Below are 15633 nucleotides of genomic sequence, written 5' to 3'. Positions count from 1 at the left end.
GCTTTCCACGGCTCGTGGATATGTTTGTTCGGCAGCCCGGTCAGCTCCGGTACCCACCGGCGGATATACAGACCCTGCTTGTCGAACTTCTGGCTCTGGGTAACAGGGTTGAAGATCCGAAAGTAGGGTGCGGCATCGACGCCGCAGCCGGCGACCCATTGCCAGTTCATGCTGTTGGCGGCGAGATCGGCGTCCACCAGGGTGTCCCAGAACCACTCGGCGCCTTTTTTCCAGTGTTGCATTCCGTTCTTGGTCAAAAACGAGGCGACGATCATGCGCACCCGGTTGTGCATGTAACCGGTGTGCCACAGTTCGCGCATGCCGGCGTCGACGATGGGATAGCCGGTGCGGCCCTGCTGCCAGGCCTGTAGCAGTTTCTTCGATGTTTTCCATTTGAAGTGATTGAAACGCTCATCGAACGGCTTGTCGGTGGTGCGGGGAAAGTGGAACAGCACGGAATGGGCGAAGTCGCGCCAGATCAGCTCGCGAATGAAACCTTCGCCCTGCCGACGCAGACCCTGGCGATCCAGCTCGGCCAGGATCGCCCGCACGCTGATCTCGCCAAAGTGCAGATGCGGTGACAGGCGGGAGGTGCCTTGCCGCGCGGGGACATCCCGTGCCTGGTGATAATCGGCCAGGTCGTTGCGCAGAAAACGACGCAGTTGCTTCCAGGCCCCGGCTTCACCGGGTTGCCAGTGATCGTAAAAGCCGCTGTCCCATTCAATGCTGGGCAGCAGCGCCAGATCCGCAATTTTTTCGGATTTTATCCGGGTGGAAACGCCGGGCAGTTGTCCGGGGCGGTTGTACGTCAGATTATCCCAGCCCTCGCGCAGATAGCATTTATAAAACGGGGTGAAGACCTTGTAGGGTTGGCCGCTCAGGTTGCGGACCGTGTCCGGTTCGCGCAGCAGGTTGCCCTGGTAGACACTGAAGTTGATGTCGCGTTCTTTGAACTGCCTGTGCAGTAGTTTGTCCTGTTTCAGCCTGGCCGGTTCATAGCCCCGGTTGCAATACACGGCATCGGCGCCGGTTTCGTTAATAAGCTGTTGCAGTACCTGTGTGCTGTCGCCAGAACGAATAATCAAACGGCTTCCGAGTTGTTTGAGTGTCTCCGCCAGCGCGGTGAGGCTGTGATGCAGCCACCAGCGACTCGCTGCACCGGGTGACCAGGCCGTGTTGTCATCGTGTATATATATAGGAATGATCCGCCCGGCATCGGCCAGGGCGGCCTGCAGGGCGGGATTGTCATGCAGGCGCAGATCCTGTCGAAACCAGAGGATCAGGGTAAGGGACATACGAGCAGGCCGGGCTCAGCGCTTGAGCGCCAGGGTCAGTCCGTCACCGATGGGCAGCAGGCTGATATCGACCCGCGAGTCACTGTGTAGCGCGTCATTCAACTCGCGGATTGCCTGCGTGTCCTCGTCGTTGACCTCGGGATCGGCGACATGGCCACTCCACAGGGTGTTATCGATGGCGATGATCCCGCCCTTGCGGATCAATTTGAGACACTGTTCGTAATAGGTGAGGTAGTGGGTCTTGTCAGCATCGATAAAGGCAAAGTCAAAACTGTTGGCATTGCCGGTATCGATCAGTTTTTGCAATGTCTTGTCGGCCGGGGCCAGCAACAGTTCGACTTTTTTGTGGACCCCGGCCTCTTGCCAGTAGCGCCGCGCCATGTCGGTCCATTCGTGGTTGATATCGCAGGCGACCAGGCGGCCATCGCCGGGCAGGGCTTCAGCCATGCACAGGGCGCTGTAGCCGGTGAAAACGCCGATCTCGATGATCTGCCGGGCACCGAGCAATTTAACCAGCAAATTAAGCAGCTGCCCCTGTTCCGGGGAGATCTGCATGCGGGCCATCTCCAGGGTGGCGGTTTCCTCGCGCAGCTGTTTTAACAGCGAGCTCTCGCGCAGGGAGTGGGCCAGCAGGTAATCGTAAACAGTGTCAGTCAGGTTCAGGGTACGGTTTGACATGCGCTGCCTCATCATTGGCCGGGAAGACGCCGTCGGCAAGCCGACGGGATGTTCCATTATGTTAAACTAGCCGCCGGCAAATGCAATTCATCCGGTAAAGGCGGCATACCGCAGTTATGGCCATTCTCTGGGAAAAGACCTGGCAGGGCGCGCACTACCAGGTGCGTGCCGCGGGCCGGACCCGCCGCCTGTATACCGATGGGGTGTTTCACAGCCAGTATCATCCGCAACGTACTCTGGCGGGGGGGATCTGGGATCTGTTGTGGCTGGGGGCATTCTTTCGCCAGCCGCCCCGGTTTCGACGGGTGCTGATGCTGGGCGTCGGCGGCGGAACGGTATTCCACCAGTTACAGCGTTATGCCGATGTCTCTGAAATGGTGGGCGTGGAACTCAATCCGATCCATGTGCAGGTGGCGCAGGATTATTTCGAGATAGGGCGCTGCGGCGCCGAGCTGCACCAGGCGGAAGCGGGACAATGGTTGCAGGATTACCAGGGGCCGAAGTTCGACTTGATTATCGAGGACCTGTTCACCGAGCGGGGAGGGGAACCGGTCAGGGCGATTAAAGCGAATCAAAAATGGTTCGAACTGCTCAATCGTAACCTGAGCCGTGACGGGATATTGGTGATGAATTTTGTCTCGCGCAAGAGCCTGCGCGATTGTGCCTGGTATCAGCAGTCGAAACTGCGCAAGGCATTACCGCAGGGGTACCAGTTTACTCTGCCGGCTTTTGAAAATTATATTGCCTGTTTTTTACGTCAGCCCTCATCCAGCCAGCTGTTGCGCGAACAACTGAACGGGATACCGGCATTGGCACAGGAGATCAGCCGGGGAAATTTCAATTTCACTGTACGGCGTTTACTGGCTGGCCGATAATGCGGCTGGCGAACAATTTCTGAGAAATCTCCGGGCTATGGCAGCGAAAAAGAAAGTCAGCAAAAAGAAGACTGCGGCGAAGAAGAAGACCAAAAAGAAAGCCGTACGCAAGAAAAAAACCGGCAAGCTGGCGCCGCGCAAGGAACAGCGCGGCCTGAAGGCCGAGCAGGTCGTCCTGCCGCTGGACGACAAGGCCGTGGCACCGCTGATCTCCGAGATTCAGGCCGTCGGCGGGGCCGCCATCGGCGCCTACCGCGAGCCCCTCTCCGGCCGGCCGGTGGTCATGGCGGTGCTGCCTTTCAAGGCGGTACAGCCGACGCCGTTTCAGCGGGATCTCTCCCCGACCCACGTCAAACGCCTGGCCGAGAAGATCGAGGAGAGTGGCTCGTTTCTGGATCCGCTGATCGTGGTACGCGGGGACGACGGCAGCCTGTGGACGCCCAATGGCCGCCATCGCCTGGCGGCGGCCAAAATGCTCGGCCTGCGCCAGATCACCGCGCTGGTCTCGCCCGATGAGGAGCTGGCCTTTCGGATCCTGGCCCTGAATACGGAAAAGGCCCATAACCTCAAGGATCGCAGCCTGGAAGTGATCCGCATGGCCCGCAGCCTGGCCGAGAGCAAGCCGCGCGCCAAGGAAGTGGATTACAGCGCCGAGTTCGAGGCGCCGGAGCTGCTGACCCTGGGTATGATCTATTCGCAAAACAAACGCTTCGCCGGCGGCGCCTACAGCCCGATGCTGAAAAAACTGGACCGCTTCAGTGAGCGCACCCTGCGCGTCAGCCTGCGCGAACGGGAGGCGCAGGCGGCGCGGTTGCAGGAGATCGATGTGCAGGTGAAAAAGATTATCGAGAAGTTAAAGGCGCGCGGCTTCAAGTCGCCCTACCTGCGCAATTACGTGGTGGCACGGATCAATCCGGTGCGCTTCCACCGCGCCAAAAAAGGCGATACCACGCCGCCGATGAGTGTGTCGGCAGCGCTGACGCGTATGGCCTCCGCGGCGAAGAAATTCAATCTCGATTCGGTCAAGCCGGGCGAACTGGCACTGGTGGCCGCCATGTCGGGTGGAGAAGGGTAGTGACAAATATCGCTCAGCTGGAACAAACCGACCATATGGTGTGCCGCGCCGGTTGTGGCGCCTGTTGTATTGCGCCGTCTATATCGTCGCCGATCCCCGGCATGCCACAGGGCAAACCGGCTGGCGTACGCTGCATCCAGCTGGACGAGAATCATCTGTGTCGTCTGTTCGGGCTCCCCGAACGACCCGCTGTCTGTGAGCAGTTCAGCGCGACGGCTTCGATCTGCGGTGAGAACTATGCCGATGCCGTATATCAGCTGCAATGGCTCGAGCGACAAACCGGGTGAGGGATTGAATGGCCAGCTGGTTGTTATATTGCCGGGCCGGGTTTGAGAACGAATGTGCCGCCGAAATCCAGGGCGAGGCTTTGCAGCGGGGCATCAGCGGTTACTGCAAGGCCCGGGCGGACAGTGGCTATGTAATGTTTACCAGCCATGATCCCGGTGCCGATCTGTTCGACGTGCTGGCACTCGAAGATCTGATCTTTACCCGCCAGTGGTTTGCCATCTTTGATCTGCTCAATGATCTGCCGCTGGCCGATCGACTGACGCCCATCCTGAAGTTATTGCAGCAACAACCGCATCGTTACGCCGAATTTTTTATCGAAACCCCGGACACCAATACCGGCAAGGAGCTGCAGAAACTCTGCCGCGCCCTGGCCCGTCCGCTGGAATCGCAACTGGAAACGGGTGGGCTTTACCAGAAGGGCGCGGACTATCGATTGCATCTCTGTTTCCTCTCCACCCATGCGGCATATATCGGTTATGCGCCGTTGAATAACAGTTCAATCTGGTTGATGGGCATTCCACGCCTGCGCGCGCCGCGCCAGGCACCGAGCCGTTCGGCCCTGAAGCTCGAAGAGGGCATACTGCGCCTGATGTTCGAGGACGAGCGCGAACAGTTTCTGCGCTCGGGTATGAAGGCGGTGGATCTGGGTGCCGCGCCCGGGGGCTGGAGCTGGCAACTGATACAGCGAAACCTGTTTGTGATGGCAGTGGACAATGGTCCCATGCAGGAGGAGCTGCTGGAATCGGGGCAACTCGAACATGTCCGCGAAGACGGCTTTCGTTACCAGCCCTCAAAGGGCGTCGACTGGATGGTGTGCGATATCGTCGACAAGCCGAAAAGAGTGACCGCCCTGATGGCACGCTGGCTGGTCAACGGCTGGTGCCGGCATACGATCTTCAACCTCAAACTGCCGATGAAAAAACGCTATCAGGAAGTGCAGCAGTGCCTGACGATCCTGCACGACGAACTGGCTCACGCCGGCATCGACGCAACCATCCGCTGCAAGCAGCTATATCACGACCGGGAGGAAGTCACCGTCTGTGTCATCCCCGCTGTCTGAGTCACTTCTTGATGCCGTTGTAAATAACGCGGAGTTCGCGGAGACGCGGAGCCGCAGAGAAAATAATTCTATCTAGGTGTGAAACGCTGTTTTTCTGTAAAGAGTCTTCTTCTCGTCTGGGATTAAAAAAAACTATTTCTCTGCTATTAATTAAAATATCCATTACCCGATCACCCGACGTAGGGTGGAACAAGCGCAGCGGTTCCACCTGAACCGGAAAAACCTGGATCCGTCGCGTTGCTTCTTGATCCAGGCTACTCACTAAATGAGCGGGTGTTCGGACGTTTATTTTAGTAAGAGAATATCAACGACTTTTTATAACCTCCGCGACTCTGCGACTCTGCGACTCTGCGACTCTGCGACTCTGCGCCTCCGCGAACTCCGCGTTAATCAGGAAGATGCTCGACAGGGGGGGTTATTTATCTTCCTCGTCCGAGGGGACCGGCAGGGGTTTCTGGCCGGGGTAGGCGAAGTATTGGCGTGGCGCCGTGTCGGATTTCTGACCGGTGTTGATGTTGAACTTTTTGCGTTTGGGTTTCATCAGGATGATGTCACTTTTGCGGGTGATGTCGATGTCGTGATCGAGCAATACCCGACGATGGCGTTCGCAAACTTCTTCGGATTCGCGGCGCAGCAGTGCCTGAACGTCGCGGCCCCGCAGCCAGTTATAGGCGGTGCGTCGATAGGGGTAGGGAATCTCCATAATCCGGTTAATCAGTTCCTCGACTTCGGTCGGTGAATCGTTCTGTTTTTTACTGCTGCAGAACTGGATGATGTATTGATATGAGCCCTGTTCTTCCAGGGTTTCGATATGCGCAGCGGCCGCCTCGGCGGAATCAAACCGCCGGGCATCCCGCATGGGGACCAGCTGATCGTTCTCCCCGAGAAAGATATCCCGTTTGGCCAGCCGGGTCTGTTCCGAGCTGAGCTGGCGTTCTATCCGCACGACGTAGTACTCATCCATACGGCTGTTGGTCGGCGCTTTACTCATAATCCCAGAATAGCATGGAACGACCGGCATCCGCGTGGGGGCGGGCTTGCCCAAACCGCCACTATCACATACAGTTAGCGGTGTTAATCACTGCCTGTGGCAATACCGGTGTTGAACCAAAAAACTCGATACATATTGCCCGAGCGGCTGGTCTGGCCGGGTTCCCTCAAGTACGCCTTTGCCAGCCTGTTATTCGGGGTGGTCTACTTCCTGCTGGGAGAAGCCGGGCTATCGATCGACACAGGCTATTCCGGGATCACTCCCTTCTGGCCGGCCTCCGGTCTGGCCGTCGTGGTTTTCGTTCTGTACGGCCTACGTATGTGGCCGGGCATCTTCATTGGCGTTCTTCTGCTGACCTATTTTAACGAACTACCGTTGACTGCCGGGTTGCTGGCGGCCTGTGGGCATGTTCTGGAGGCGTCGGCGGCCTGGTATCTCCTGAATCGGTGCCGACTCAGATTGAACTTTCGCCGTGTTCGGGAGGTGTTGCAGTTTGCCGCGATTGCCTTTAGCGCGCCGCTCATTTCCAGTCTGGTCGGCGGCCTGGCCATGGCGGTTTCCAATGTTGTCAGCTGGTCTGATTTCACGTTTATCTGGAGTATGTGGTGGGTGGGCGATGCTATCGGGATTCTGCTGGTGGTACCGTTTGCTCTGACCTGGCGAAATCTGTTTTTCTACTGCCGCGAGGGTACAGACAGTAACCGGCTTGATGCAGATGTCAGCGAGGATTGCCAGTATGTCCTCAGATCCAACCGGCTTGGGCAACTTGCTATCTATGTGCTGTTGCTGATTGTCGTCGCGGTATACAGTTTTTCGGGCCTGAATGAGCAATCAACCGCCAGACTCGGTCTGTTTTATTTGATACTTCCTCTGACAGTATTTATTGCAATCAGTTTTGAACAATTCGGGGCCACTCTGGCCTCGATGCTGATCAGCATCATTCTGCTGTTCTCTTATTACCCCGGATGGGGGCCTTACACATCGTCAGATGTAATACTGAACCTGATGATGATTGTGCTGTTTATTTGCGTTACCGCGATAACAGCGATGGTCGTGGCAGCCCTGTTTACCGAGCGACGTGAATCGGAAAAAGAGCTGCGTGCGTCGCACCGGCGCCTGCAGGATAGTGAATTACGTTTGCGTCAGTTATCCGAGAATATCAACGAAGTCTTCTGGCTGGTGGGTGTCAACGATGACCACATGGTTTATGTGAGCCCTTCCTGTGTTGATGTGTGGGGACGGGTGCCGGAGGCATTTTACGCCGAACCGAATTTATGGCATGAGTCGATTTACAGTGAAGATCAGGCAAGGGTTTTCAGCGAGTATGAGAGCTTCAAACGAGGCGGGAAATTCGAAATCCAGTACCGTATTGTCCGTCCGGACAATACGGTGCGTTGGATTCAGGACAAGGGTTTTCCGGTTTATGATGAGGCAGGAAGAATTTACCGACTGGCCGGTATTGCCGAAGATATTACCGAGAAAAAACAGGCGGACGAGCAAAAGAGCTATCAGGAAGAGGAGCGGGCCCGTTTGTCCCGGTATATTTCGGTGGGCGAACTGGGCAACAGTCTGGCACATGAAATCAACCAGCCATTAACTTCCATTATGTGTTACGCCAAGGGAGGCCTGAATAGGGCCAAAGAAGGTCGGTTAACTGACATGGATGTGCAGGAGGTATTTGGTCGTCTGAGCGATGAAGCGGAGCGTGCTGGAAAAATCATTAATAAGTTACGTGAATTCGTCAATCGCAAGGATATCAAGTTCTCCTCGGTGGATATCAATGAACTGGTGCAGGAGTCTCTGCGTCTGGTGGAAAACAAGATTAAAAGCAGCCAGGTCCGGGTGATTTACGTGCTTGGAAAGTCTCTGCCCCTGATTCTGGTTGACTCGGTCTTGACCCAGCAGGTAATCCTGAACCTGGTGATTAACGCTATCGAGTCAATGGACGAGGTCGAGTCAGAGCGAATACTGACCATCATGACTGAACAACAGGGCGAGTTTGTCAAAGTCTCGTTCCATGATACTGGACCAGGGGTGCCGGAGGATATGCGGGAAAATATTTTCACCCCGCTGGTCACCACCAAAAAGCAGGGCATCGGACTGGGCCTGCCGATTGCCAACAGTATTATTGAAAGCATGGGCGGCGAATTACGTGCCTATCCGGGCAGCGGACCCGGTTATGTCTTCGAGTTCAGTTTGCCAATAAAACAGCGTCATGACAGGAGCGATCATGCGGTATCGAATTGGAACTGACCCGGAGCAGGCCCACCAGCAGGTAGATGGCATGATCGTCGGCTCGGCCGTGTTCGGTTTGTTTACCGGGATTATTTTCGTGGTTGCCGGTATGCGGGCCCGGCAGTTCTGGCTGACTTTCTGGGGCGCCGGGCTGGTGCTGGCCAGCTGTGCCTATCTGCTCTATACGCTGTTTAAATAAAACCCATGTCACGGGATGTTGTTGTATTAATTCACGGTATCTGGATGACCAGTCTGGAGTTGTTGTTACTGGGTCGCCGTCTGCAGGAGTGTGGCTATGAGTGTCGTTATTTTCGCTATCCCAGCTTGCGCCGGACACCACAGCAAAATGCCGCCCGACTGCGGGACTATCTGCAATCTATCCAGGCCGCTCAGGTACATCTGGTGGCACACAGCCTGGGCGGCATCGTACTGGCCCATTTGTTTAAGCAGGGTGCGCCGCCGCAACCCGGCCGGGTCGTTATGCTGGGAACTCCCTTGCAGGGCAGTGTGGTAGCACGACATCTGTCCAAATCTCGTTTTACCCGCTGGCAGCTGGGACGCTCGATACACAACGGACTGCTTGGCGATGCTCCGCAGTGGCATGGCGTACATGAGTCGGCCATGATAGCCGGCAGCCGTCCGAGAGGGATTGGACTGTTGCTGGCGCCGGGCAAGCTGGTCAGGCCGCATGATGGCACGGTAGCCGTGAGCGAAACCCGATCTGCCGGATTGGCGCACCATCTGACACTCCCGCATACTCACCTGAGCATGCTGTTTGCCCGCGATGTGGCGATACAGGTCTGCGCATTTTTGCAACAGGGTCGGTTTAACGATTAAATAAGCGTTCCGAGTACCGAACACTTTTTCAAAAACTGCTTCGCTTCGCTCGCAATGACCGAAAATAGTGGTGTCATTGCGAGTCACAACCTGACGAAGCAATCTCTCCGGATTGGTATTCGGAACGCTTATTTAGATAACCAGGGTGTTCCTCCCCGCCATACGCTTGATATACTGTTTGCCATTATGCAGCACCGCGCAAGTCTGTGCGGTATTCGCCAGAATGAATGTCATAAAATTAATCAGGACTCACAGATCATGTCATTACCCAGACTCAAGTTAATCAGTTTCGCACTCTGTCCCTTTGTTCAACGCTCGGTTATCACGCTGCTGGAAAAAGAAGTGCCCTACGAGATCGAATATATCGATCTCAACAATCCGCCGGCGTGGTTTCACGAGGTTTCGCCGCTGGAGAAAGTGCCTGTCCTGCTGGTGGACGATAAGCCACTGTTCGAATCGATGGCGATTTGTGAGTTTCTGGATGAGATTACCCCCGGCAGCCTGTATCCCGAGGATCCCTTTGCACGTGCCCAGAACCGTGCCTGGATCGAGTTCGGTAATGAGCTTCTTGGCGCGGTCTTTACCTACGCTAACACCCCCGATGAGGCGACTTATAAACAGAATCTGATGACGGTTCGTGATCGTCTCGAAACGCTGGATGAGTTTTTCGAAGGCGGTCCCTATTTCAATGGCGATAACTTTTCACTGATCGACGCGGTCTATGCGCCGGTTTTCCGCATGCTGCGTTGCCTGGAAGGCATGCAAGCACAGGATGTCTATGAAGATGCGCCGCAGATTGCACGCTGGGCGGATACCCTGTTGCAACGTCCGTCCGTCATCAATGCCGTCAAGGAGAGTTATGATGATGATTATCGTCAGCGTATCCAGGGCAACAATTCGGTATTCGCGCAAAAAGCCTGTGTTTAGTCCGGTTTAGAGCGCCGATGCGCATGACGCCGCTGGAAATCGCACTGGACTGGGACAGTCCTCATGCCCACCATCGCGATCGCTATTACTTCGACAGGGTCGATCCGGGGCATGATTCTTTCCCGGCCGATCTGGGCGCACGACTGCAAGATCTGCCGGCCGGCGAAAGCGCACAGATTGATATTCTGTTCGACGACTGGCATGCGCCATACCAGCAAAGTCTGATCAGGACTCTGCCCCGGGAACAGTTCCGACGCCGAAGCAAGCACCCGGTGCCGCCGGTGATACCCCGTACGGGCCGGTTCTACCCGCGTCGTTTTGTCAGCGAAGCGATCGAGGTGGATAGCGGCGCTAACTGGCCGTTGCGTTGCCTGAAGGCCGGCGAACAGGAACTGCGCATCGATCTTAATCATCCACTGGCAGGCCGGCGTCTGCAGCTGCAGGCGACCCTGTTGGAGGAGCCGCAGCCTGGCAGTGACCAGGGCGAAACACCCGGGGATATCCTGGTGGCCTGTACCGCCAACGGCCCGGGTATGCAGGCCAGCCTGCCGGATGTCGATACCGATTTTTTCACCGAAGAGGCCTTTCGACGAATTGATGAGGCCGAGGACAGTGAATTCTATACCAGCCCCCGTCTGGTACAGCACCTGGATGCCACCTGCCGCGGACACATCCAGGATCTCTACGCCCGTTTTCTGCAGCCGGGCATGCGGGTACTGGATTTGATGTCGAGCTGGGTCTCCCATCTGCCGGCGCAGCCCGATGATCTTGTCGTCCACGGACTGGGTATGAATGCCGGGGAAATGCAGGCCAATGCACGACTGCATGACTATAGCGTGCAGGATTTGAATCGGGACAGTCGCCTGCCACTTGATGAAGCGTCTTTCGATGCGGTGATCTGTACCGCCTCGATCGAATACCTGACCTCGCCCCGGTCAGTCATAGGCGAAGTCGCGCGGGTATTGAAACCCGGTGCCCCGCTGGTGATCACCTTCTCCGATCGCTGGTTTCCCACCAAGGCGATTCAATTATGGACCGATCTGCATGATTTCGAACGCATGCAACTGGTCAGCGATTACCTGCGCTTCAGCGGGCAGTTCGGACAACTGGCGTCCGAATCCCTGCGCGGCTGGCCCCGGCCGGCCGATGACCCCTATACCGGGCAGCTGGATTATTCAGACCCGGTGTTTGCGGTCTGGGGTCAAAAAAAGTTCTGAGTCCTGAAGGGAAAGTTGGCAGTCATCAGATAGCAGTTGACAGCAAAAACCCGGTTTAGAATTTCTGCCAACTGCCAACTGCCAACTGCCAACTGCCAACTGCCAACTGCCAACTGCCAACTGTCTTTTTTTTGTCATCGGAGTTTCGCCGCTTTGTAACACTGGCTCTCTAGGCTTGGTAAAAACCAGCAGAGGCCAGGATGATGAATTCAGTCCACCAACTCCGTCCCCTCCGGTACCGCAGTGTCTGGTTGTCCGATATCCATCTGGGCTATCGTGGCTGCAAGGCCGAGTATCTGATTGATTTTCTCGATTCCGTGCAGTGTGAGTACCTGTTTCTCGTCGGGGATATTTTCGACCTGTGGTACATGCGTCGGAGAGGGCTTTACTGGCCGCAAAGTCATAATGATGTTATACGCAAGATACTGGGCAAGGCCAAACACGGCACCAAAGTAGTCTATATCCCCGGTAACCACGATGAGGACTTTCGGGAGCTGGATGGGATGGTGTTTGGGAATATTTCCATTCATAACCGCTACATCCATGAAACTGCTGATAACAAGCGCCTCCTGATGTTGCACGGGGATGAATTCGACAACGCTATCCGTTGCAGCAAGCTGGTTTCCTATCTGGGCGAGCGGGCCTATGATGTCCTGCTGTATACCAATCGCTGTCTGAATGCCGTTCGCCGTCGGCTGGGCTTTCCGTACTGGTCCATTTCCACGTATCTCAAAAGCAAAGTCAAAAACGCCGTTAACGTGATTCATGATTTCGAGCAGGCCGTCGCCCATGAGGCCCGACGCGCCGGGGTAGATGGTCTGGTTTGCGGTCACATTCATCATGCCGAGATTCGCCAGATCGGGGATGTCCTGTACTGCAATGACGGCGACTGGGTGGAAAACTGCACAGCGATGGTCGAGCACCGTGACGGCATGCTGGAGATACTGCACTGGTCCGATGTGGTCAAACCTCTCAAGCAACATCCTGTCACGGATGCGGACAAGAAGATCGCATGAGAATTGCCATCGCCACCGACGCCTGGACGCCGCAAACCAATGGTGTGGTAACGACACTGAATACGACCCGGCGGATACTGGAACAATCGGGTCATGACGTGCGTATGATTACCCCTGAGCCCTTCAGGACCGTGCCATTGCCGACCTATCCGGATATCCGGCTGGCGCTGTTTCCCTATCGCCGGATTGCCGCGGATCTGGATGCGTTCGCCCCCGAAGCGATTCATATTGCGACCGAAGGACCGGTGGGAATGGCGGTACGGCGTTATTGCCGGCGGCGTAAACTCAAATTTACCACCTCTTATCACACCCAGTTTCCCGAGTATTTGCGTCTGCGGGCGCCGATTCCGTTGCGACTCAGCTATGCCTTTTTCAAGTGGTTTCATGGTCCGGCCGAACGCACCCTGGTGCCGACCCCCTCCATGCAGGAGCGCTTGCTGGGGCACGGCTTCACGCATGTCGAGGTGTGGGGACGTGGCGTGGACGTTAATCGGTTTCGACCCTATGGCAAGGAGGCCCTGTCGGCCAGACGACCGATTTTTGTCTATGTCGGCCGGGTGGCCGTGGAAAAGAATATCGAGGCGTTCCTGTCGCTGGATCTGCCGGGGACACAATATGTCGTGGGCGATGGGCCGGATAGGGCGATGCTGGAGGAAAAACATCCGGAGGTTATTTTTACCGGCTTTCGTTACGGCGAGGAGCTGGCGCGAACCATTGCCGCCTGCGACGTGTTTGTCTTCCCCAGTCTGACTGATACATTTGGTCTGGTAATGCTCGAAGCGATGGCCTGCGGTGTACCGGTGGCGGCCTACCCGGTGACCGGACCGAAGGATGTGGTGATCGACGGGGTCACCGGTTGTCTGGACGAGGATCTGGGGCGGGCCGCCCGCCGGGCACTGGACATCAATCCGCAAAACCCCCGCGATTACAGTTTGTCCCATTCCTGGCATCAGGCCACTGACCAATTTTATGCCAACCTGGCGCCCAATACCGACACAGAGCCGGCGGCGGAAAAGGTGGCCTCCGGGCTGAAGTGAACTTTAATACTTCGGTTATTTTCAGGAGGTCGAACGTTCGGCTGGCGGATAATTGGCCGCTTGCGTGGCAAAGGTGTCGATCGTATGCCGGTACAGATCCGCCAGGGAGTGCGCAAGGGCGCTGTGGGACCATTCGTGCACGTAGTCCTGACCTTCGCGACTCATGCGTCGTTGCAGTTCGGGCAACTCCAGAACCTGTTGTACCGTGGTGGCGAATTGATCCACCTCTTCGTCGACGACCAGGGCGCCACGCTGGGGCAGCAGAATATCCCGCGTACCCAGTTCAGCAGTCGATACCACCGGCACACCACAGGCCATCGCTTCGAGCAGGACCAGCCCCTGGGTTTCGGTGCGCGAGGAGAAGACGAATACATTACCGGCCCGATAACAGTCGAGCAGGGTACTGTTGCGATCCAGGTAGCCGACAAAGCGGATATTATCCCGGGTACCCAGTTTGTCGCTCAATTGCTTCAGGTGTTCAAGCGCGGGGCCTTCACCGGCAATGACAAACAGGGTCTGTGGTAACTGTTGCAATACCTGGTGGTGTACGTGCAGCAGAAAGTCGATATTTTTCTCGTGGCCGATGCGCCCGAGGTGCACCATCACCGGCCGGTCCGGTTCGATATGATGACGCTTGCGAAAGGCGTGTCCGTCGCCGCGTGAGAAACGTTCGGGATCGATGCCGGTGGGCAAAATCCGGGTTGGCAGCTGTATATGATAGTCCCGAATGACCTTGAGCATGGCGCTGGAAGGCACGATCAATCCCTGCAGATTGTGGCACTGTCGGCGGGTTATAAAGCGGATCAGGGGACGAAATACCCGGCGGGGAATAAACGGCACATAGTTATGCATGTATTCCTCAAAATGGGTGTGATAGGTCTCGATACAGGGGATACCCAGCCGCCGGGCCATGCGTTTGCCACTGAGATGGGCGGAAAACGGCGTCTGGATATGGATCAAATCAATCGGCTTTTCCCGATGCAGGCGGGCAATTTCCCGATCCACGGCGGAAACAGACATGATGCGGTCTTCGGGATCAAACGGTACCGGGCGAGCCTTGATGCGTGAAATACCCTCCTCGGCCGAATCCTCCGCGCTGTAACGCGGTGCAATCAGCTGGATGTCGTGCCCCAGTGCCTGCAGACTGTCACGAAAAGTCTGTATGGAAGTGGAAACACCGTTGATGCGGGGAAAATAAACATCGGAAACCATCACTATCCGCATACTACCGTCCGATTAGCCGCTTATTGTGAATGAGAGCAGGGCAATGCCGCCGCCGAGCAGGGCACCGCATAACACATCGGTCGGGTAGTGCAGGGCAAGTACCACCCGTGACAGGGCCACCAGCACGGTAAACGGCAGCAGGAGGATGGCCAGCTCGGGGTAATAATGCAGTGCCACCAGGGTAAAGGAGACTGCATGCATGGTGTGTCCGGACGGGAAGCTGTATTGATCCAGCGGGGCGGTTCCCAGCAAAAGCTCCTCTTTTACTACACAGGGCCGGGGCCGTTCCGTGACGGATTTAATGGCCTTGTACAGGCCCAGTGCCAGCGCACCGACGATGGCCATATGCAGCGACGCGCCCAGTGCCTCGCGGCCATAGATCAACGGTAACAGCGCAATCAGCGTGTACCAGAAAATCCCGTCACCCAGCCGGCTGATCAAGGCAAACAGCGATTTGATGACCCGGACATGGCTGGCACGGTTGATCTGGCTGCACAGGGCCAGTTCAATAGCCACCATGCGTTTGATAAACAGACTGTGGCGTATGGCATTCATGGTCAGGACACTCTTTATATGATCCTGCCACTAAGGATGGGGCAGTCAGATGACAAATGCCTGACAGCCTGATGAACGTTTTATGACCATGGTGGACCGGCGAAAACTGTGTCATTGGAGGGCTTGGCCGGACCGGATATTTGTTAGTTCTGAAGGGAAAGTCGGCAGTCGCAGTTTGCAGTTGGCAGAGGGGAATTTGACGTCGTAAATCATAAGTCGTAAGTCGTTAACAGCTTTCTTGACGGCGATTGCGCACGGGGCAGAATTTTGCCAACTGCCAACTGCCAACTGCCAACTGCCAACTGCCAACTGCCAACTGCCAA

16 protein-coding genes are annotated in these 15633 nt (G+C 56.3%); 11 read left to right on the top strand and 5 right to left on the bottom strand.

Annotated elements, in window-relative coordinates; genetic code table 11:
- Both RI563_RS09255 and RI563_RS09250 read right to left on the bottom strand, forming a co-directional pair.
- On the bottom strand, window positions 1–1295 hold a 1295-nt coding region (locus tag RI563_RS09255), incomplete at its 3' end, for a deoxyribodipyrimidine photo-lyase (RefSeq protein WP_310694091.1).
- Between the two features lie 15 nt (window positions 1296–1310).
- Entirely contained in the window at window positions 1311–1973 is a 663-nt protein-coding gene (locus tag RI563_RS09250) for a class I SAM-dependent methyltransferase (RefSeq protein WP_310694090.1), read from the bottom strand.
- A 116-nt stretch (window positions 1974–2089) separates the two neighbouring features.
- Here RI563_RS09250 and RI563_RS09245 point away from each other — a divergent pair, with 116 nt between their 5' ends.
- From RI563_RS09245 to rlmM, 4 genes are read left to right on the top strand one after another with little or no spacing between them, the layout of a single operon-like run.
- Complete coding sequence (locus tag RI563_RS09245) at window positions 2090–2848, top strand: spermidine synthase (RefSeq protein ID WP_310694089.1); 759 nt, start codon at window positions 2090–2092, stop codon at window positions 2846–2848.
- A 37-nt stretch (window positions 2849–2885) separates the two neighbouring features.
- Window positions 2886–3923, top strand: coding sequence for a ParB N-terminal domain-containing protein (locus tag RI563_RS09240; RefSeq protein ID WP_310694088.1), 1038 nt, complete (start codon window positions 2886–2888; stop codon window positions 3921–3923).
- A gap of 35 nt (window positions 3924–3958) precedes the next feature.
- Entirely contained in the window at window positions 3959–4210 is a 252-nt protein-coding gene (locus RI563_RS09235; protein WP_317622875.1) for a YkgJ family cysteine cluster protein, read from the top strand.
- A gap of 8 nt (window positions 4211–4218) precedes the next feature.
- Window positions 4219–5271 carry a 23S rRNA (cytidine(2498)-2'-O)-methyltransferase RlmM gene (gene rlmM, locus RI563_RS09230; protein ID WP_310694086.1) on the top strand — a complete coding sequence of 351 codons (1053 nt, stop codon included), beginning with the start codon at window positions 4219–4221 and terminating at the stop codon, window positions 5269–5271.
- A 415-nt stretch (window positions 5272–5686) separates the two neighbouring features.
- Here rlmM and RI563_RS09225 read toward each other — a convergent pair whose 3' ends face one another.
- Window positions 5687–6262, bottom strand: coding sequence for a hypothetical protein (locus tag RI563_RS09225; RefSeq protein WP_310694085.1), 576 nt, complete (start codon window positions 6260–6262; stop codon window positions 5687–5689).
- 135 nt (window positions 6263–6397) lie between these two features.
- Between RI563_RS09225 and RI563_RS09220 the strand changes: the two genes are divergently transcribed.
- The 7 genes from RI563_RS09220 (at window position 6398) to RI563_RS09190 (ending at window position 13531) form a co-directional block, all read left to right on the top strand.
- Entirely contained in the window at window positions 6398–8515 is a 2118-nt protein-coding gene (locus tag RI563_RS09220) for an MASE1 domain-containing protein (protein WP_310694084.1), read from the top strand.
- Window positions 8493–8696 (top strand): hypothetical protein, encoded by a 204-nt coding sequence (locus tag RI563_RS09215; RefSeq protein WP_310694083.1) that lies wholly within the window; start codon window positions 8493–8495, stop codon window positions 8694–8696. Before RI563_RS09220 ends, RI563_RS09215 begins: the two co-directional genes overlap by 23 nt.
- 5 nt (window positions 8697–8701) lie before the next feature.
- Window positions 8702–9334 (top strand): esterase/lipase family protein, encoded by a 633-nt coding sequence (locus tag RI563_RS09210; protein WP_310694082.1) that lies wholly within the window; start codon window positions 8702–8704, stop codon window positions 9332–9334.
- A gap of 258 nt (window positions 9335–9592) precedes the next feature.
- Complete coding sequence (locus RI563_RS09205; RefSeq protein WP_310694081.1) at window positions 9593–10261, top strand: glutathione S-transferase family protein; 669 nt, start codon at window positions 9593–9595, stop codon at window positions 10259–10261.
- A gap of 17 nt (window positions 10262–10278) precedes the next feature.
- Window positions 10279–11478 carry a methyltransferase domain-containing protein gene (locus RI563_RS09200; protein WP_310694080.1) on the top strand — a complete coding sequence of 400 codons (1200 nt, stop codon included), beginning with the start codon at window positions 10279–10281 and terminating at the stop codon, window positions 11476–11478.
- Between the two features lie 251 nt (window positions 11479–11729).
- Window positions 11730–12494: a UDP-2,3-diacylglucosamine diphosphatase gene (locus RI563_RS09195; protein WP_310694079.1), complete on the top strand. Its 765-nt coding sequence runs from the start codon at window positions 11730–11732 to the stop codon at window positions 12492–12494.
- A complete protein-coding gene (locus RI563_RS09190) occupies window positions 12491–13531 on the top strand; it encodes a glycosyltransferase family 1 protein (RefSeq protein ID WP_310694078.1) in 1041 nt (346 codons plus the stop codon). Before RI563_RS09195 ends, RI563_RS09190 begins: the two co-directional genes overlap by 4 nt.
- A 21-nt stretch (window positions 13532–13552) precedes the next feature.
- Here the strand turns inward: RI563_RS09190 and RI563_RS09185 are convergent, their stop codons facing one another.
- Together RI563_RS09185 and RI563_RS09180 are read right to left on the bottom strand one after the other, a co-directional pair.
- A complete protein-coding gene (locus tag RI563_RS09185; protein ID WP_310694077.1) occupies window positions 13553–14743 on the bottom strand; it encodes a glycosyltransferase in 1191 nt (396 codons plus the stop codon).
- Between the two features lie 24 nt (window positions 14744–14767).
- On the bottom strand, window positions 14768–15310 hold the full coding sequence (locus tag RI563_RS09180; RefSeq protein ID WP_310694076.1) for a phosphatase PAP2 family protein: 543 nt from the start codon (window positions 15308–15310) through the stop codon (window positions 14768–14770).
- Between the last annotated feature and the right edge of the window lie 323 nt (window positions 15311–15633).

Origin of the sequence: Thiohalophilus sp., assembly GCF_031581315.1 — a bacterium.
In the GTDB taxonomy this organism is placed as follows: Bacteria; Pseudomonadota; Gammaproteobacteria; order UBA6429; family Thiohalophilaceae; genus Thiohalophilus.
The sequence above is the reverse complement of the archived record's forward strand: the minus strand, read 5'-3'. Positions and strand labels throughout refer to the sequence as shown.